Origin of the sequence: Rhodoferax sp., assembly GCF_023701345.1 — a bacterium.
In the GTDB taxonomy this organism is placed as follows: Bacteria; Pseudomonadota; Gammaproteobacteria; order Burkholderiales; family Burkholderiaceae_C; genus Rhodoferax.
Map to the genome: position 1 here is coordinate 15,285 of NZ_JAMPXE010000013.1, position 18,243 is coordinate 33,527.

Below are 18,243 nucleotides of genomic sequence, written 5' to 3' on the forward strand. Positions count from 1 at the left end.
ACAGGGCAGAGGAAACAACAATGGCCAAGTGGACGACTTTCCCCTTTGCGGGCGACTACAACTTTGATGCCGGGAGTGTCAGGAATCAATGGGCCAGATTGCACGCCGGAGACCTGGAACCCCTGCCCGATGATCCCGGCTTGCTGCAAGCCTGGGCTTATTTTCACAACGGCGATTTTGACAAGGCGATGCATTTGGGACTCGACATGGGGTTGGCCGGCCTCAACGTGGCCAACAAGGCCGCCTGTGTTTACGCCACTTACCTGGAACGACAGGAAGCCACCCGGCTCGCCCTGTTTGTCGAAGCGGCCGAGCGCGCCGAGGCGCAAATCAAGCAGCAGCCCGACAACGTCAACGCCTATTACTGGCGCGCCTATGCGCTGGGGCGCTACAGCCAGGGCATCAGCGTGGCCAAGGCGCTGGCGCAAGGGCTGGGCACCAGGGTCAAGACCGACCTGGAACACGTCATCCAGCAACAACCCACGCACCCCGACGCCCATATCGCGCTGGGCAGCTTTCATGCCGAGGTGATCGACAAGGTGGGTGAACTGATTGGCGCCATGGCCTACGGAGCGCACAAAAGCACCGGGCTCACGCTGTTTCAGCAGGCGCTCAAGTTCAACATGGCGTCCACCATCGGCATGGTCGAATATGCCCGCGCCATGCTGATGCTCGACGGAGATGCCATGATGCAAGAGGCCACCCGGCTGTACCAGCAGGCCGCGCGCACCCAGCCCATTGACGCCATGGAACGCCTGGATGTCGAGATGGCCAAGGCCGAGCTGGAAGACTAAAGCCTAATCGCCCCAGGGCAGCATCAGCGTCAGCAGGCGCAGTTTGTCAAACTCGGGCTCAAACTGGTCGATGATGGCCTGCGGATTGGGGCACAGCGTGGCATCGCTGATGATGCCAAACTGCACGCCGCCACCGTAACTCAAAATTGACACGCCCAAGCCCACCGTGCCCGACTGCGGCACCCAAAACAGCGCCTGTTCCAGCGTGGACCCACAAAACCTGAGCTTGTCGCGCGGCCCGGGCACATTGGTCATTACGGCCGTGGTTTTTCTGGAGAACAGGCTCAGCATGGCATCCTGGGCCGGTTTGATCACCATGCCCGCGATGGCCAGCAGGGCATAACTCAGCAGCGGCTGCAGGCTGCCCTTGAGCTCAGCCATGCGCCGGCGCACTTCAAACACCCGCGCCAGCGGGTTGTCCAGGCCAATCGGCAACACCACCGGCGCCAGGCCAAACTGGTTGCCCAACTGGTAGGCTTGCGCCATCGGCCGCAAATTGACCGGCACCATGGCGCGGATGTCCTTGCCTGCCACCGAATCGCCTTGTGCTTTGAGGTATTCGCCAAGGGCGCCGGCCACACAGGCCAGCAGCACGTCGTTGATCGAGCAATGCAGCGCCTTGCTCACCGCACGCACCTCATCGAGCGGGATCGGCTGGCACCATGCCACCCGTTTGGCGTGACCGGGCGTGCCTTTGAGACGGGTGGGTGAATCGTCTGGCATCAGGGCCAGCGCGGCACTGTCGCGCAGCACCTGGCAGGCCAGCCTGGCCACGTCGGCAGAGCCCGCCTTGCCCTTGCTGAAGCCTTGGCTGATCAGCTTGTCAAGCAGGGTTTGGGGGTCACCCATGGCGCCCAAGGCCTGCGCGGCGCCGTCCCCTGCGGCCTCCAACGCCTTCACGGTGGCCCCCGTCAGCGGTTCAATCACCGTGTGTGCCAGCCATTCTTCAGCGGCCTCCCAGCCCGAGAGTGAAGCGGGTTGGGTCTGGCGCTGCGGCGGCTCGGTGCCGCCATCGACCAGCGACTGGATCACGGCGATCAAGGCCAGCCCGTCGGCAATGCAATGGTGAATACGCACCAGCAGCGCCGAGCCGCCCTGGTAATGTTCCACCAGCCTGAAGTCCCACAGCGGGTAACGCGGGTCCAGCGGCTGCAAGGCCAGCTCGGCCAGGCGCGCTTGCAAGGCTTGTTGCGGATGGGTCCGGGCCGAGGGCGGCAGCTTGTCGCGCTGCACATGGCGCCGGATGTCGAAACGGGTGTCGGTCACCCAACTCGCACCAGTGGCATCCTGCACCACTTTTTGCCCAAAGCGCGGGTATTTCAGCAAACGCGCTTCGATGCGCTGGCAAGCGGCCGCATAACTGACCGCCGGCTTGATGATCCAAACCCCCATGATCATCATCAAATTGCTGGCGCTGTCCATGCGCAGCCAGGCGGTGTCCACCTTGCTCATGCGCTCGTGCACCGGGCTGGCGGTCGGGTTGGCCGCGGCGGTGCGGGCGCTGGGGCGATGCAGACGTGTGACCATGTCAACTCTTTCGGGAAGGTTCTCTATTTTGCGATCAAAACGCCCATTAAGATCAGCCTTGCTTACCCTGATACACGATCTTTTAACTGTTAGAGAATTTTTCATGTCTGACCTGCAAACCAAATTTGAAGCCGCCGTGGCCAACTCAAAAAACTTGAGCGAGCGCCCCGACAACATGACCCTGCTCAAACTGTATGCACTGTACAAGCAAGCCAGTGCGGGCGACAACAGCGAGAAAAAACCCGGTTTCACCGACATGGTGGGTCGCGCCAAATGGGATGCCTGGAATAACCTCAAGGGCACCCCCAGCACGGAGGCCATGCAGCAATATATCGACCTGATTGAGTCGCTGGGCTGATCAAGCCTTTGGCGCTGGCCGTTTTTTAGGGACTGGCGTGGGCGCCGCTAATAAGGCGTCCAGGTTCTTCACGATTTCGGCCTCGATCGTGCCCTTGAAGGCACCGAGCAAAAAACCGAGCTGGGCGCGCAACTCAAAGTGCGTTTTGGTCACCGTCAAACTGCCCCTGACACCAGTGCGCACAAATTCGACCTCGTCCTCATGCTTGCCCTGCGCGTAATTGCACTGCATGGCAAATTCCTGCTCGACCTGCTCCGCCCATTGAAAGGCAATCTTGCGCGCTTTGGCCAGCCCCAGCGCGTGTTCGCGAACGATGTTGAGTTCAGCCATATCTCTTTGTTTAGTTAGAAAGGACTTCGTTACTGCGAGCGTAGTGCGGCAATTCATGCTGTTCGGTTGCCCATTCTTTCAATTGTCGCGCCCGCTCGCTCTTGGCGCGTTTGGCCAGTTGCCTGACCGCATCATAAAACGCGGGCCAGTCACGCCCTTCGCGCACAAACAGCGCCTCAAAACCGGGCACCAGCTCGTCGTAAGCTGCCTGCGCGCCAAAAGCGGCGTTGTTGGCCTGCGCCACCCAGGCGTCGTAGCCGCTGTAGCCGCCCCAGCGCCTCTTGAGTTCGGCATAGGCTGCCTTGAAGTCCTGCATGGCTGCCTGTTTCATGGCTGTCTGCGTTGGATAGGCAGAGGCCAGTGCGCTATTGACCGTGTAAATCTGCTGCAGCCGGTCGCGCGTGCTGCGGGCCAGCAGCCTGAACTGCTGGCGCCGCGCATCGAAATCGGCGTAGGCCTGCCGCGCCTGCGAGCTGGCGTGCTGCGCCAGCCAGAGGCTGCCACCCAGGCGCTCCACCGCCGTGGCAAATGACTCGTTGAACACCGTGTCGTCAGGCACATACAGCACCTGGTGCGACAACTCGTGGAACAGCAAACGCGCCACCTCGCCATCGGGATAGTGGATGAAGGTGCTGAGCAGCGGGTCACCGCCCAGCCAGTTCATCCAGCCCAGCGTGGAATAGGCGGGCACGCCATAAACGCTGGCCTCCAGGCCTGTTGCACGCAAGGCCTGCGCCTCGGCCTGGGCGTCGCTTTCGGCAAAATAGCCCCGGTAGCCAACGCAGCCGGCCACCGGGAAGCACCAGGTTTTCAGCGTCAGGGAAAATTCGGGCGCCGCCACCACGTTCCACACCACATGACGGCGTTGCAGGTCGGCGTAGCGGTGGTAGCTGGCGTTGTCGGGCAGGTGCAGTTCAGTCACTGCAAAACGGCGCATGCCGCGGGCCAGTTCAAGGCGCTGTTTCACGGCCGCTGGCGTTGCGGCGTCTGCCAACCAGTCGTCAATGGGCCGCGCCGCCTGCATCAGTTGCAGGTGACCACTGACCGACTGCGCGTAATAGCGCGCGTCGGCGCAGCCGGTGAGCAACAGGGCCAGCAGCAGGCTAGGGACTAACATGAGCCCTTTAAGACGAATCACCACAGCAAGGAAACGCATGCTTTACAAGTTCAAATCCAAAGTTACCGGGGATCTGATTATGTTGCAGCCCAACGGCCAGCGCGTGCTGGAGATCATGGGCAAACACACGGCCGCAGAGCCCAGCATCAAGGGTATTTTGCTGCCCGAGCAGATGCCGCAAGCGCTGGAGGCGCTGAAACACGCGGTGCTGCAGGAAGAGGCCCAGCAAAAAGAAGCCATCGCTCGTGCCGCCGCCGAAAACCTGCCGCCACCCCGTTTTGATGCCATCAGCCTGCGCCAGCGCACGCTGCCTTTCATGGACATGGTCAGGGAATGCCTCAAAGCCGAGGAGGCCATCACCTGGGGAGTTTGACTACCGGTAGCTGCGCGCGTCCTCGATCACCTTGCCGTCGTTGGGCAGCGAGCCCGGCAACACCACTTCGACCTGACCGCGCAGCTTGGTCACGTCGCGGATCGCTTCCATCACTTTTTGCGCCAGGCCATCGGGACCGCTGCAAGCGGTTTCCACCTTGAGCGTCATCTGGTCGTTGGCCATTTCCCCGCTCACCACCAGGCGCGCCTTGGTGATTTCGGGGAAGCGCTTGGCAATGGTGTCCACCTGCCCCGGATGCACAAACATGCCGCGGATCTTGGTGGTCTGGTCAGCCCGCCCCAGCCAACCCCTGATGCGCACATTGGTGCGCCCGCTGGGGCACTGTCCCGGCAACACCGCCGACAGGTCGCCGGTGCCGAAACGAATCAGCGGGTAGATAGGGTTGAGCGTGGTCACCACCACCTCGCCCACTTCACCCGCGGCCACCGGGTCGCCGGTGCCGGGTCGCACAATTTCGAGCAGCACGCCCTCGTCCAGCACCAGCCCCTCGCGCGCTGCGGTCTCGTAGGCAATGGAACCCAGGTCGGCCGTGGCGTAACACTGGTAGCCGGCAATGCCATGCGCGGTAAACCAGTCACGCAAACTGGGTGGAAAAGCCTCGCCGCCAAACATGGCCTTGGTCAGGCTGGGCAGGATCACACCCATCTCGGCGGCCTTTTCCAGGATGATTTTCAGAAAGCTGGGCGTGCCGATGTAGCCTGCAGGTTTCAACTCGGCCATGGCCTGCACCTGCTGTTCGGTCTGGCCGGTGCCGCCCGGAAAGACGGTGCAGCCCAGCGCGTGGGCGCCGGTTTCCATCATCGAGCCGGCCGGCACAAAGTGGTAGCTGAAGCTGTTGTGAATCAGGTCGCCGGGGCGAAAGCCGGCGGCAAAAATGGCGCGCGCCATGCGCCAGTAGTCCTGGGCCGTGCCTTCGGGCTCGTAGATGGGCCCCGGGCTGGCAAACACGCGCGGCACATCGGCACCAAAACCGCTGGTGCTGAAGCCGCCAAACACGCTGCCACCCCGGCTGCGGCTGGCGATTTGCTTCTCCAGCAATTCGTGCTTGCGCGTGACCGGCAGCCTGGCCAGTGCCGCCCGGCTGGTCACACCGGCAGGACTCACGTCCTTGAGAATTTCGGCGAAAGCGCAAGAAGCCAGTTTGGCATGCGCCACCTGCAGCGGCAAGGCTGCCAGCAAAGCCGCTTCGCGCACGGCAGGGTCACGCGTTTCCAGCGTATCAAAAAAATCGCTCATGTTTGTGTTCCTGAAAAACCAATATCAAGCCAGCCAGCGTTTGCGGCGCTTGTAGCTCTTGACATCCTTGAAGCTCTTGCGCTCGCCGCCACCCATGCCGAGGTAAAACTCTTTCACGTCTTCGTTGTTGGCCAGATCGCTGGCGATGCCGTCCATCACGACACGGCCCGACTCCATGATGTAGCCGTAGTCGGCGTATTTGAGGGCCATGTTGGTGTTTTGCTCGGCCAGCAAAAAGGTCACCTTTTCCTTGCTGTTGAGGTCTTTCACGATGTCGAACACCTCCTGCACAATCTGCGGCGCCAGCCCCATGGATGGCTCGTCGAGCAGCACCATGCTGGGGTTGGTCATGAGGGCGCGGCCAATGGCGCACATTTGCTGCTCGCCGCCCGAGGTGTAGGCGGCCTGGCTGCTGCGCCTTGTTTTAAGACGCGGGAAATAGGTGTACACCTTGTCCAGGTTGGCGGCAATCTCGCCCTTGTCCTTGCGCGTGTAGCTGCCGGCGAGCAGGTTTTCTTCAATGGTCAGGTGGGCAAAACAATGGCGCCCTTCCATCACCTGCACCACCCCGCGCTGCACCAGGTCGGCCGGCGACAGATTCTCGATGCGCTCGCCGCGCAACTCGATCGAGCCCTTGGTGACCTCACCGCGCTCGCCTTTGAGCAGGTTGGACACCGCGCGCAAGGTGGTCGTCTTGCCGGCGCCGTTGCCGCCCAGGATGGCCACGATCTTGCCTTCCGGCACCGACAGGGACACGCCCTTGAGCACCAGGATGACGTGGTTGTAAATGACCTCGATGCCATTGACGTTGAGAACGATGTTTTTGGGTTCCATATTTTCCTTGCCTTCACCAATAGGCAGCACTGCGCGCAAGGCTGCCTGTTGGCATCCCGGGCCAGGCCGGGATGCGCCAATGACATCAGGACTGGCAATCGGCCGCGTCGCGACGCGTCATCTTCTTGTCGCCGAGGTACTTGTCCGCACCGGCCTTGATCATCGGCTTGAGAATCTGCGCGTCAGCCTCGTAGTAGTCCGAGCTAATGCCCCACTTCTTGCCGTCCCAGGTCTCGATGCGCACGGCGGTCGAGCCCATGTGATCGGCGCAGGAGGTGCTGATCGGTCGCATCACGCCATTGAAGCCCAGGGCGTCGAGCTTCTTCTGGTCCAGTGCCAGGTTTTCCAGACCCCAGCGAACCTGCTCGCCAGTCATGACCTTGCCCTTGCCGAAGCGCTCCTGGGCACGGCGCACCGCCTCGTGCGACAGCATCTGGATGATCACACCGCGGGTGTAGAGCACCGAACCGACCTCGTCCCTCGGCCCTGCGCCCTGCCCCTTGTCATGCACATATTTCAGGATGTCCTGGATGACCTTGGGCTGTTGGCCCGAGGTGTTGAGTGCCAGCGCCTGGTAGCCCTTGGCGCCTTCACCCACGTCTTTCACGTCCGGTTCGGCCCCGGCCCACCACACGCCATACATCTTGTCGCGCGGATAACCGGTGGCTTGCGCTTCCTTCAAGGCCGTGGAATTCATCACGCCCCAACCCCACAGCAGCACATAGTCGGGCCGGGCCTGGCGCACCTGCAGCCAGGTCGCCTTTTGCTCGACGCCAGGCGATGTCACCGGCAACAACTGCAGGTCGAAGCCATGCATCGCGGCGCGCTCCTGCAGCAGCGGAATCGGCTCCTTGCCGAATGGACTGTCGTGGTAGACCAGCGTGATTTTCTTGCCCTTGAGCTTGTCCATGCCGCCGAGCGTCTTGCCGATATGCTGGATCAACACGTCGGCACCGCTCCAGTAGCTGCCCATCAGCGGGAAATTCCACTTGAACGCCATGCCGTCCTGCGACACCGACAGGCCATAGCCCAACGTCAGCAGCGGAATCTTGTCCTTGGGTGCCTTTTCGGTCAGGGCAAAGGTGATGCCGGTGCTCTGCGGATCGAACAGCGCCACGCCGGGCTTGCTCTTCAGGCGCTCATAACACTCAACGCCGCGATCGGTGGCATAGCCTGTTTCGCACTCCTCGTAGGTGAGCTTGACGCCGTTGATACCGCCGTCGCGCGCGTTGACCATCTTCAGGTAGTCCTGCTTGCCGTTGGCCCATGGCACGCCGTTGGGTGCGAAGGGACCGGTGCGGTAGGACAGCAGGGGAAAGAACTGCTCCTTGGCCTGGGCGAATGCCGAAGCGCCCGCTGCGGCAATGACGCTGGCCAGGACGATGTTACGAATTTTCATGGAAGTCTCCTAAAGTATCGGCACTCGCATGCCTTTTTGATTAACGAACGCAAAACACGGTCAATGAAAGAACTGGACTCAGTGAGGGAAAGGCCACAGACGCAGTTTCTGCTTGCCGATCGACCACAGCTTGGCCAGCCCATGGGGTTCGACAATCAGGAACCAGACAATCAGCGCGCCGAAGATGATCAGTTCGGCGTGCGAGGTCATGGCGGTCGAAATCGGAATGCCCACCAGGCCGCCCAGCGCCGGCAGGAACTGGTTCAGGAAGATCGGCAGCACCACGATGAAGCCGGCGCCAAAAAAGCTGCCAATAATCGAGCCCATGCCGCCGATGATGACCATGAACAGCAGCTTGAAGGACAGGTCGACCGAAAACGCGGCGGGCTCCCACGAGCTCAGGTAGACAAAGCCCCACATGGCGCCCGCCACGCCAACGATGAACGAGCTCACGGCAAAGGCGGTCAGCTTGGCGTACATCGGGCGGATGCCGATCACGGCAGCGGCGACGTCCATGTCGCGAATCGCCATCCACTCGCGGCCGATGGCCGAGCGCACCAGATTCTTCGCCAGCAGCGCCAGCACCACCAGGATCGACAGGCAGAACAGGTACTTGGCGACAGGGCTGTCGATCTTGATGCCCATCACCTGCAAACCCGCCACCGACACCGAGCCCGACGGTGCGTCGTTGGTGAACCACTTGATGCGCAGAAACATCCAGTCGCTGAAAAACTGCGCCGCCAGCGTGGCCACAGCCAGATACAGGCCCTTGACGCGCAAGCTGGGCAAGCCAAACAAAATACCAAATGCCGAGGCACAGACGCCCCCCAGCAGCATGGCCAACAGCACAGGCATGCCGTCAACGCGCACAAAAAAGTTGAACGCGGCATAGGCACCCACCGCCATGAAAGCCCCGGAACCCAGCGAAATCTGGCCGCAATAACCCACCAGGATATTCACCCCCAGCGCCGCCACCGACATGATGACAAACGGAATCAGGATGGCGCGAAACATATATTCACTGGTGACCATGGGCACCACCAGAAACGCTGCGGCAATGATGAGCAGCACCGCCACCCGGTCCTGGGTGATGGGGAAAATCTGCTGATCAGCCCGGTAAGTGGTTTTGAATTGGCCGTTTTCTCTGTAGAACATGGTGTTTCTTTGATGATTTTTAGAGTATGGGTGTCGTCATGTCGTTGTCAGACTCGGTCAATGATCTTTTAGCTTCGCTGAAAGCCCATCCTTCACCTTCGGTGAAGAACCCTTCGGTTTGATCGTGTGCTTCACACACGATCGATGATCTTTTCGCCGAACAGCCCTTGCGGGCGGAACAGCAAAAACACCAGCGCCAGCACATAGGCAAACCAGATCTCGATGCCGCCGCCGACATAGGGACCCAGAAACACTTCGGACAATTTTTCGCCGACACCGATGATCAGGCCGCCCACAATGGCGCCTGGCACCGACGTCAAACCACCCAGGATCACCACCGGCAAGGCGCGCAGGGCCACCGTGGTCAAGGAAAACTGCACCCCCAGCTTGCTGCCCCAGATCATGCCGGCCACCAGCGCCACCACGCCGGCCACGCACCACACAATGACCCAGATGCGGTTCAGTGGAATGCCGATGCTTTGCGCCGCCTGGTGGTCATCGGCCACCGCGCGCAGGGCACGGCCGGTGACCGTCTTCTGGAAAAACAGGGTCAGCAAACCCACCAGCACCGCGGCAATCACCGCGGCGTACAAGTCTTCCTTGTTGATCAGGATGCCGCCTTCAAACAGGCTCTCAAAAGCGATGATGGGGTCTTTGGGCATGCCGATATCAATCTTGTAAACATCGCTGCCGAAAATCGTCTGACCGATGCCGTCCAGAAAATAGCTTATGCCCAACGTCGCCATCAGCAAAGTCGTGCCTTCCTGATTCACCAGATGGCGCAGTGCCAGGCGCTCGATCAGCCAAGCCACCACAAACATCACCGCACCAGCACCAACGAAGGCCAGAAGATTGACCACAAACTTGTTATCCAGTCCGGTGTACATCGGCAGCCACTCGGCAAAGCGCGCCATCGCCAGCGCCGCAAACAGCACCATCGCGCCCTGCGCAAAATTGAACACGCCGGAGGCCTTGTAGATCAGCACAAAGCCCAGCGCGATCAGCGAATACAGCATGCCGGCCATCAGGCCGCCGAGCAATGTCTCTAAGAAAAATCCCATCTTGTTCTTCCTTAATGTCCGGTACCGAGGTAGGCACTGATCACTTCTTCGTTGGTGCGCACCTCGTCCGGGGTGCCATCGCCGATCTTCTTGCCGTAGTCCAGCACCACCACCCGGTCGCTGATGTCCATCACCACGCCCATGTCGTGTTCGATCAACACGATGGTGGTGCCGAACTCCTCATTCACGTCGAGCACGAAGCGGCTCATGTCCTGCTTTTCTTCCACGTTCATGCCGGCCATGGGTTCGTCGAGCAACAGCAGTTGCGGCTCCATGGCCAGGGCGCGGCCCAGATCAACGCGCTTTTGCAGGCCGTAAGGCAACTGGCCCACCGGGGTTTTGCGAAACGCCTGGATCTCCAGGAAGTCGATGATGTGCTCGACAAATTCGCGGTGTTGTTCTTCTTCGCGCTGGGCCGGGCCGATGCGCAGCGCCTGCCAGAACAGGTTGCTCTTGATGCGCAGGTTGCGCCCGGTCATGATGTTGTCAATCACGCTCATGCCCTTGAACAGCGCCAGGTTCTGGAAGGTGCGGCCAATGCCCATGGTCGCCACTTGGTGGCTGTCCATGTGGCTGAAGGTCTGGCCCTTGAAGGTGATGGCGCCCTGCTGCGGGCGATAAACGCCGTTGACACAGTTAAGCATCGAGCTCTTGCCGGCGCCGTTGGGACCGATGATGGCGCGCACCTCATGCTCGCGCACGTCGAAAGAGATGTCGGTCAGCGCCTTGACGCCGCCGAAACTCAGAGAGATGTTTTTGACATCAAGTATGACGTCGCCAATTTGTTTGCTCATGCTGCCGCCTTGACGGGAGTGAAAGTTTTGGCATCATCAATGCGCAGCGTGGCGCTGACGCTGCCGGTGCGGCCGTCTTCGAACTTGACCTGGGTTTCGATGAATTGCGAGGTTTTGCCGCCGTACAGTGCATCCACCAGCACATCGTATTTCTCGGCGATGAAACCGCGGCGCACCTTGTTGGTCCGCGTCAGTTCGCCATCGTCGGCATCGAGCTCCTTGTGCAGCACCAGGAAGCGGCTGACCTGGCTGCCGGCCAGCAGGGCGTCCACACTGAGGTCGGCGTTCACTTTTTCGACGCATTCCTTGATAAGCTGGTAGACCTCGGGTTTTTGCGCCAGATCGGTGTAGCCGGCATAGGGCAGGTTGCGCCGCTCGGCCCAGTTACCCACCGCATCGAAGTCGATGTTGATCATCACGCACACTTTTTCGCGGCCATCGCCATAAGCCACCACCTCCTTGATGTGCTGGAAAAACTTGAGCTTGTTTTCCACGTACTTGGGAGCGAACATGGCGCCGTCATTGGCGCCGCCCTTGATGCGGCCCACGTCTTTCACGCGGTCGATGATCTTGAGGTGACCATGGGCATCGAGGAAACCAGCGTCACTGGTGTGGTACCAGCCGTCAGCCGTCAGCACTTCGGCGGTGGCCTCGGGGTTCTTGAAATAGCCCTTGAGCAAGCCCGGCGACTTGACCAGGATCTCGCCGTTGTCGGCCACCTTGATCTCGACACCCTGGCAGGGCACACCCACCGTGTCAGCGCGCGCTTCATGGTCGGGCTGCAGGCAGACAAACACGGCGGTCTCGGTGGAGCCGTAAAGCTGCTTCAGGTTGACGCCGATCGAGCGGTAAAAGCTGAACAGGTCCGGGCCAATGGCTTCACCGGCGGTGTAGGCGACGCGCACCCGGCTGAAGCCCAGGCTGTTGCGCAGGGGGCCATAGACCATGAAGTTGCCCAGTGCATACAGAGCCCGATCGACCAAGCCGACCGATTTGCCGTCCATCAGGGTCGGCCCGACGCGCTTGGCCACATTCATGAAGGCGTGGAACATCTTGCGCTTGATGGCGCCCGCATCTTCCATGCGGATCATCACGCTGGTCAGCAGGCCCTCGAACACCCGCGGCGGTGCAAAGTAGTAGGTCGGCCCGATTTCTTTCAAATCAATCGTGACCGTGGCGGCCGACTCGGGGCAATTCACCACGTAGCCACAGCTCAGCCACTGGGCATAGCTGAAGATGTTTTGCCCAATCCAGGCCGGCGGCAGGTAGGCCAGCACGTCCTCCAGGTGGGTCAGCTTGTCAAATTCAGCGCCGGCACGGGCACGGTTGAGCAAGGTGTCATGCGTATGCACCACGCCCTTGGGGTTGCCCGTGGTGCCGGAAGTGAAAAACATGGCAGCCACATCGTCGGGCTTGACCAGGTCAACGGCAGACTTGAAAAAATCGGGGTTCTGTACGGCAAAGCTTTCACCCTCGGCAATCAATGCGTCGAGCGACTGCAGACCTGGCTCGTCGTAATTGCGCAGACCCCGCGGGTCGTCGAAGTAGATGTTGGATAGCTGCGGGCACTGGTCACGAATTTCCAGCAGCTTGTCCACCTGCTCCTGGTCTTCGGCAAAAGCAAAGCACACATCCGCGTTGTTGAAGGGAAAAACGCATTCGGGCGCCGCCGCATCCTGGTACAGCGCGATCGGTACCGCACCCAGCGCCTGCACCGCCAGCATGGTGGCATAAAGGCGGGGCCGGTTGGCACCAATCACCACCATGTGGTCATGCTGGCGCAAACCGGCCTGGTGCAGACCGCAGGCCAGGTGCGCCACCAGCGTGGCCATGTCACCCCAGCTGATGGCTTGCCAGATGCCGTATTCTTTTTCGCGCATGGCCGCATCATTGGGGCGCTGGGCGGCGTGGTTTAACAGTAATCGGGGAAACGTCGTTTGCATCTCAACACCTTGTCTCTGATTCATCACAGCCCGGGCCATTTGCCCATGCTGCTGGAGTGGGCGAATGATAGAACCCGATTTGACGCCAAGTTGTCGTTTGGACGACAATTCAAGCATTTATACGTAGGTGTTTTCCCTGCACGCATAGCACAAATTTGCCCAGTCAAGTCTTTCAAAATGAAAATTGATGCCTCTTTATTTCAGCGCCGCCGCCCCTTGACGGCGGCTGAGCTTGACGTAATTCCGTGGCTCAAATTGCTCTCTGCGCCGGAGCGGGAGCGCGCGGTCGAAGACCTCCAGATCACCGATGCCGGCGCGGGCGATTTTGTCTGCCGCACCGGTCGCCCCGTGACCTACTGGTTTGGCGTGATCGACGGCTTGCTGAAAATGAGCACCGACAACGCTGACGGCCAGACCATGACCTTCACCGGCATCCCGCCCGGCGGCTGGTTTGGCGAAGGCACCGCGCTCAAGCGCGAGAGCTACCGCTACAACATCCAGGCGCTGCGCAAAAGCCTGGTGGCGGGTCTGCATGTGGACACCTTTCACTGGCTGCTCGACCACTCGATCGGCTTCAACCGCTTTGTCATGAACCAGCTCAACGAGCGTCTCGGGCAGTTCATTGCGGCGCGCGAGATCGACCGCATGACCAACCCCAACATCCGCGTCGCACGCAGCCTGGCCGCCCTCTTCAACCCGGTGCTCTACCCCGGTCTGGGCACCGTGCTGCGCATCACCCAGCAGGAGCTGGCTTACCTGGTGGGCCTGTCGCGCCAGCGCGTCAACGAAGCCCTGACGATTCTGGCTGCAGAAGAGGCCATCCGGGTCGAATACGGTGGCCTGCGCGTCACCAACCTGCAGGCCTTGCGCAGCGCCAGGTTTTGATGCCTCGACAGCCCAGGCTTGTAAAATAGGCACAAACAGCTACTATTTATATAGCAAATGACCGACTCTCCAAAACCTTCCGCTTTTCGCCGCGCCGCGCCTCCGGCTGCCAAGGCCCCGATTCCTGCCGGGCAAAGCAACACCGCCGCTCATGGCGCCAACGGCACGCTGCGCCTGAACAAGCGCATGGCCGAGCTGGGCCTGGCGTCGCGCCGCGAGGCCGATGAATGGATTGGCAAGGGCTGGGTCAAGGTGAATGGCCGGGTCGCCGAGATGGGCATGCAGGTGACGCCCGATGTGCGCATCGAGATCGACAAGCAGGCCACCGGCGCGCAGGCAAAACAGGTCACGGTACTGATCAACAAGCCGCTCGGCCTGGTCAGCGGCCAGGCCGAAGACGGCCACGAGCCCGCCATCACGCTGGTGCAGCCGCAGAACCGCTGGGCCGAGGACAACGCGCGCTTTTTCTTTCACCCCAGCCAGCTCAAAAGCCTGGTGCCCGCCGGACGGCTCGACATTGATTCCACCGGTCTGCTGGTGCTGACGCAGGACGGCCGGGTGGCGCGCCAGTTGATTGGCGAAGACGCGGTGATGGAAAAGGAATACCTGGTGCGCGTGATGTACACCGGGGTGCTCAATGCGGCGGCGGCCGACTCGGCAGCGGCCACCTATGCCGCTGCGCCTGCGCCACGCAAGGCTGCACAGCCGGCCGCCCCGACCCAGCTCAGCCGCATCGACGACGATGACCCGGTGAGCCAGGACGTGCAGTCGGTGTTTCCGGCCGACAAGCTGGCCCTGCTGCGTCATGGCCTTAAATTGGACGGCCAGGCACTGCAACCCGCCAGGGTCGAATGGCAAAACCCCGAGCAACTGCGCTTTGTCCTGACCGAGGGCAAAAAGCGCCAGATTCGCCGCATGTGCGAGCAGGTCGGCCTGAAGGTGGTGGGCCTCAAACGGGTGCGCATCGGCCATGTCATGTTGGGCAATCTGCCGGTGGGCCAGTGGCGCTACCTGGCGCCGCATGAGCGCTTCTGACAAGCCCGGCCCGCATTGGCGCGCCTCCGACCTGCGCGCCGTCACCCTGCTGGCCACCGACGCCACCACGGCCGTGACCCGCATGGTCGAGGGCGTGCACCAGTCGGTCTGGCGCACGCTCGGCGCCCCCGGCGGCGCCACCCCTGAGCAGACGCGCGGCCTGACCGGGCTGATCTACCAAAGCATCAACGGGCTCACGCAGCGCGTTGGACGAGGTCTGAGCGCAGCCCTGAGCCGGTTAGAGCCCTTGCTGCAGCGCCTTGACGATCAGGGCGAGGAAACATTCGCGCGCGCTGCCCTGCTGGCTGCCCTCAACGGCGTCATGGGTGACCGGCTGCAAGCGGCAGGCAATCCGCTGGCCACGCCCATGACGCTGCGTTTTCAGCAACAGGTGCTGGACTGGGCGGCACCACCCGATGCCACCCGGGTCACCCGCAAGGTGCTGCTCGTGGTCCACGGCCTGTGCATGAATGAGCGGCAATGGGCCAGCCAGCATGCCGGCCGCCCCGTCAACCACGCTGAAGCCTTGAGTGCCGCGCTGGGCTACACCCCGGTCTATGTGCGCTACAACTCCGGCCTGCATGTGTCGGAAAACGGCCATGCCTTGGCGCAGCAGCTGGAAGACCTGACACGCGGCTGGCCGGTGCCCTTGACCGAGATCAGCGTGCTGGCGCACAGCATGGGCGGGCTGGTTACACGCAGCGCGCTGTTTGCCGCCAGCCAAGCGGGCATGCACTGGCCTGCTGTACTCAAAAACATCGTCTTTCTCGGCACCCCGCACCACGGCTCACCGCTGGAGCGCGCCGGCAACTGGGTCGATGTGATTTTGGGCAGCACGCCCTACAGCCGCCCGCTGGCCAAGCTCGGCCAACTGCGCAGCGCTGGTGTCACCGACCTGCGTTATGGCCATGTGCTCGACGCCGACTGGCAAGGCCATGACCGTTTCAGGCGCAAGCCCGACAGCCGCGTCCCTCTGCCACTCCCCGCAGGCGTCGCCTGTTTTACCGTGGCAGCGACCACCGCCGCCAAACGCAGTCCGGTGGCGGACCGGCTGCTGGGTGACGGCCTGGTGCCGCTGCACAGCGCGCTGGGGCAGCACGACGACCCGCATCGCTGCCTGAACTTTGCCGCCGATCACCAATGCATTGCCTACCGCACCAGCCACCTGGCCCTGCTCGGCAGCCCGGCGGTGGCACAACAATTGTTGACCTGGCTCAAACCCTGATTTTCTCGGCAACCCTTGAAACGTCCGTTTTCGCCCTTATTTGACAATTTCTCTGAATGCCTGACCGTCTCGGGCACTGACCCTATTTTTTAAACCCAAGCCTATCCCATGACCAAACAAACCCTTTCCTTCCAGGCCGAAGTCGCGCAACTGCTGCACCTCGTGACCCACTCGCTGTACTCCAACAAGGAAATTTTCCTGCGCGAGCTGATCAGCAACGCGTCGGACGCCTGCGATAAATTGCGCTTCGAGGCCATCAACGACGGCGGCCTGTACGAAAACGACACCGAACTCAAGGTCAAGGTCAGCTTTGACAAGGACGCCAAAACGCTCACCATCACCGACAACGGCATCGGCATGAGCACGCAGGAAGCCATCGACCACCTGGGCACCATCGCCAAGAGCGGCACCAAGGACTTTGTGAGCAAGCTCAGTGGTGACCAGAAGGCCGACTCGCAACTGATCGGCCAGTTCGGCGTGGGCTTTTACTCGGGCTTCATCGTGGCCGACAAGATCACGGTGGAGTCGCGCCGTGCCGGCATGAAGGCCGACGAGGGCGTGCGCTGGATCAGCGGTGGCGCCGGCGACTTCGAGGTGGAAAACATCACCCGCCCGGAGCGCGGCACCAGCGTCATCCTGCACCTGCGCGACGACGCCATGGACTATGCGAGCGCCTGGAAAGTCAAGGGCATCATCAACAAGTACTCAGACCACATCAGCCTGCCCATCTTGATGGAAAAGGAAGAGTGGAAAGACGGCGAACTCATCAACCCGAGTGACGAGCAAGGTGGCCGCCAGCCTGGCGCCATGGTCAAGACCGGCGAATGGGAAACCGTCAACAAGGCCAACGCCATCTGGGCCCGCGCCAAGAAAGACATCACCCAGGAGCAGTACGACGAGTTTTACAAACAGATCAGCCATGACTTCGAGGCCCCGCTGGCGCACACCCACAACCGCGTCGAAGGCAGCACCGAGTACACCCAGCTGCTGTACATCCCTGGCAAAGCGCCGATGGACCTGTACAACCGCGAAAAATCGGCCGGCGTCAAGCTCTATGTGAAACGCGTCTTCATCATGGACGACGCCGAGGCGCTGTTGCCGACCTACCTGCGCTTTGTCAAGGGCGTGGTCGACTCCAGCGACCTGCCGCTCAACGTGAGCCGCGAGCTGCTGCAGGAAAGCCGCGACGTGAAGGCCATCCGTGAAGGCTGCACCAAACGTGTGCTGGGCATGCTCGAAGACCTGGCCAAGAACGACAAACTGCCGGAGGCGACGACGTCCGCCGAAGGTGTCACCGATGTGGTGACCGAGGAAGAAAAAGCCGAGGCTGCCGGCAAGTACACCCGGTTCTACAACGAATTTGGCGCCGTGCTCAAGGAAGGCCTGGGCGAGGACTACGCAAACAAGGACCGCATTGCCAAGCTGTTGCGTTTTGCCAGCAGCACCACCGACACCATCAGCGTCAGCTTTGCCGATTACAAGGCGCGCATGAAAGAAGGCCAGGAGGCCATCTACTACATCACCGCCGACAACGCGGCGGCTGCCAAAAACAGTCCGCAGCTCGAAGTGTTCAAGAAGAAAGGCATCGAAGTGCTCCTGATGACCGACCGCGTCGACGAGTGGGCGCTGAACTACCTGCAGGACTTCGACGGCACGCCGCTGCAAAGTGTGGCCAAGGGCGCGGTGGACCTGGGCAAGCTGCAGGACGAAACCGAGAAAAAAGCGGCTGAAGAAGCCGCCGAAACCTTCAAACCGATGCTGGCCAAGCTGAAAGAAGCGCTGAAAGACAAAGCCGAGGACGTGCGTGTGACCACGCGTCTGGTCGACTCGCCCGCCTGCCTGGTGGTGCAGGACCACGGCATGAGCACGCAGTTGGCGCGCATGCTCAAGCAGGCCGGCCAGGCCGCCCCGGATGTGAAGCCGGTGCTCGAAGTCAACGCCGAACACGCGCTGGTGAAAAAACTCGACGGCTCGGTGCACTTCAACGACCTGGCGCACATTTTGTTTGACCAGGCCCTGCTCGCCGAGGGCGGCCTGCCGGCCGACCCGGCGGCTTATGTCAAACGCGTGAATGCGCTTCTGGTGTAAGGCTGCGCTGGCATCAGCCTGAAGTCCACCCCCATAAAAACCCCCTCGGTCCTGGCGACTGACGGGGT

At 61.5% G+C, this 18,243-nt stretch carries 17 protein-coding genes; 7 read left to right on the top strand and 10 right to left on the bottom strand.

Features of this window, described 5'->3' with window-relative positions:
• Nucleotides 1-20: 20 nt before the first annotated feature.
• A complete protein-coding gene (locus NDI87_RS03235) occupies nt 21-794 on the top strand; it encodes a hypothetical protein (RefSeq protein WP_296273367.1) in 774 nt (257 codons plus the stop codon).
• A 3-nt stretch (nt 795-797) separates the two neighbouring features.
• Here NDI87_RS03235 and NDI87_RS03240 read toward each other — a convergent pair whose 3' ends face one another.
• Nucleotides 798-2,246 (bottom strand): wax ester/triacylglycerol synthase family O-acyltransferase, encoded by a 1,449-nt coding sequence (locus NDI87_RS03240; protein WP_296273393.1) that lies wholly within the window; start codon nt 2,244-2,246, stop codon nt 798-800.
• A 178-nt stretch (nt 2,247-2,424) separates the two neighbouring features.
• Between NDI87_RS03240 and NDI87_RS03245 the strand changes: the two genes are divergently transcribed.
• The gene (locus NDI87_RS03245) at nt 2,425-2,679 is read left to right on the top strand and encodes an acyl-CoA-binding protein (protein ID WP_296273368.1); all 255 of its coding nucleotides are present in this window, start codon (nt 2,425-2,427) and stop codon (nt 2,677-2,679) included.
• Here the strand turns inward: NDI87_RS03245 and NDI87_RS03250 are convergent, their stop codons facing one another.
• Together NDI87_RS03250 and NDI87_RS03255 are read right to left on the bottom strand one after the other, a co-directional pair.
• Nucleotides 2,680-3,009 (bottom strand): polyhydroxyalkanoic acid system family protein, encoded by a 330-nt coding sequence (locus NDI87_RS03250; protein ID WP_296273369.1) that lies wholly within the window; start codon nt 3,007-3,009, stop codon nt 2,680-2,682.
• Nucleotides 3,010-3,019: 10 nt separating this feature from the next.
• Entirely contained in the window at nt 3,020-4,126 is a 1,107-nt protein-coding gene (locus NDI87_RS03255) for an aminopeptidase (protein WP_296273370.1), read from the bottom strand.
• A gap of 37 nt (nt 4,127-4,163) precedes the next feature.
• Between NDI87_RS03255 and NDI87_RS03260 the strand changes: the two genes are divergently transcribed.
• The gene (locus NDI87_RS03260; RefSeq protein ID WP_296273371.1) at nt 4,164-4,499 is read left to right on the top strand and encodes a DUF1840 domain-containing protein; all 336 of its coding nucleotides are present in this window, start codon (nt 4,164-4,166) and stop codon (nt 4,497-4,499) included.
• On the opposite strand, the gene NDI87_RS03265 is transcribed toward NDI87_RS03260, so the two are convergent.
• The 7 genes from NDI87_RS03265 to NDI87_RS03295 form a co-directional block, all read right to left on the bottom strand.
• Nucleotides 4,500-5,756 (bottom strand): AMP-binding protein, encoded by a 1,257-nt coding sequence (locus NDI87_RS03265; RefSeq protein ID WP_296273372.1) that lies wholly within the window; start codon nt 5,754-5,756, stop codon nt 4,500-4,502. It lies immediately after the preceding gene.
• A gap of 24 nt (nt 5,757-5,780) precedes the next feature.
• Nucleotides 5,781-6,590, bottom strand: coding sequence for an ABC transporter ATP-binding protein (locus NDI87_RS03270; RefSeq protein ID WP_296273373.1), 810 nt, complete (start codon nt 6,588-6,590; stop codon nt 5,781-5,783).
• An 85-nt stretch (nt 6,591-6,675) separates the two neighbouring features.
• Complete coding sequence (locus NDI87_RS03275) at nt 6,676-7,989, bottom strand: ABC transporter substrate-binding protein (protein WP_296273374.1); 1,314 nt, start codon at nt 7,987-7,989, stop codon at nt 6,676-6,678.
• Between the two features lie 78 nt (nt 7,990-8,067).
• Nucleotides 8,068-9,144 (bottom strand): branched-chain amino acid ABC transporter permease, encoded by a 1,077-nt coding sequence (locus NDI87_RS03280; RefSeq protein ID WP_296273375.1) that lies wholly within the window; start codon nt 9,142-9,144, stop codon nt 8,068-8,070.
• A 131-nt stretch (nt 9,145-9,275) separates the two neighbouring features.
• Nucleotides 9,276-10,205: a branched-chain amino acid ABC transporter permease gene (locus tag NDI87_RS03285; protein WP_296273376.1), complete on the bottom strand. Its 930-nt coding sequence runs from the start codon at nt 10,203-10,205 to the stop codon at nt 9,276-9,278.
• Between the two features lie 11 nt (nt 10,206-10,216).
• The gene (locus NDI87_RS03290; RefSeq protein WP_296273377.1) at nt 10,217-10,999 is read right to left on the bottom strand and encodes an ABC transporter ATP-binding protein; all 783 of its coding nucleotides are present in this window, start codon (nt 10,997-10,999) and stop codon (nt 10,217-10,219) included.
• Nucleotides 10,996-12,942 carry an AMP-binding protein gene (locus NDI87_RS03295; RefSeq protein ID WP_296273378.1) on the bottom strand — a complete coding sequence of 649 codons (1,947 nt, stop codon included), beginning with the start codon at nt 12,940-12,942 and terminating at the stop codon, nt 10,996-10,998. Before NDI87_RS03295 ends, NDI87_RS03290 begins: the two co-directional genes overlap by 4 nt.
• A gap of 177 nt (nt 12,943-13,119) precedes the next feature.
• On the opposite strand from NDI87_RS03295, the gene NDI87_RS03300 reads away from it, so the two are divergent.
• From NDI87_RS03300 to htpG, 4 genes are all read left to right on the top strand, one after another.
• Nucleotides 13,120-13,827 (top strand): Crp/Fnr family transcriptional regulator, encoded by a 708-nt coding sequence (locus NDI87_RS03300; RefSeq protein ID WP_296273379.1) that lies wholly within the window; start codon nt 13,120-13,122, stop codon nt 13,825-13,827.
• A 57-nt stretch (nt 13,828-13,884) separates the two neighbouring features.
• Nucleotides 13,885-14,862: a pseudouridine synthase gene (locus NDI87_RS03305; protein ID WP_296273380.1), complete on the top strand. Its 978-nt coding sequence runs from the start codon at nt 13,885-13,887 to the stop codon at nt 14,860-14,862.
• The gene (locus NDI87_RS03310) at nt 14,849-16,087 is read left to right on the top strand and encodes an alpha/beta hydrolase (RefSeq protein ID WP_296273381.1); all 1,239 of its coding nucleotides are present in this window, start codon (nt 14,849-14,851) and stop codon (nt 16,085-16,087) included. Before NDI87_RS03305 ends, NDI87_RS03310 begins: the two co-directional genes overlap by 14 nt.
• A gap of 108 nt (nt 16,088-16,195) precedes the next feature.
• Nucleotides 16,196-18,175: a molecular chaperone HtpG gene (gene htpG / locus NDI87_RS03315; protein WP_296273382.1), complete on the top strand. Its 1,980-nt coding sequence runs from the start codon at nt 16,196-16,198 to the stop codon at nt 18,173-18,175.
• Nucleotides 18,176-18,243 lie beyond the last annotated feature (68 nt).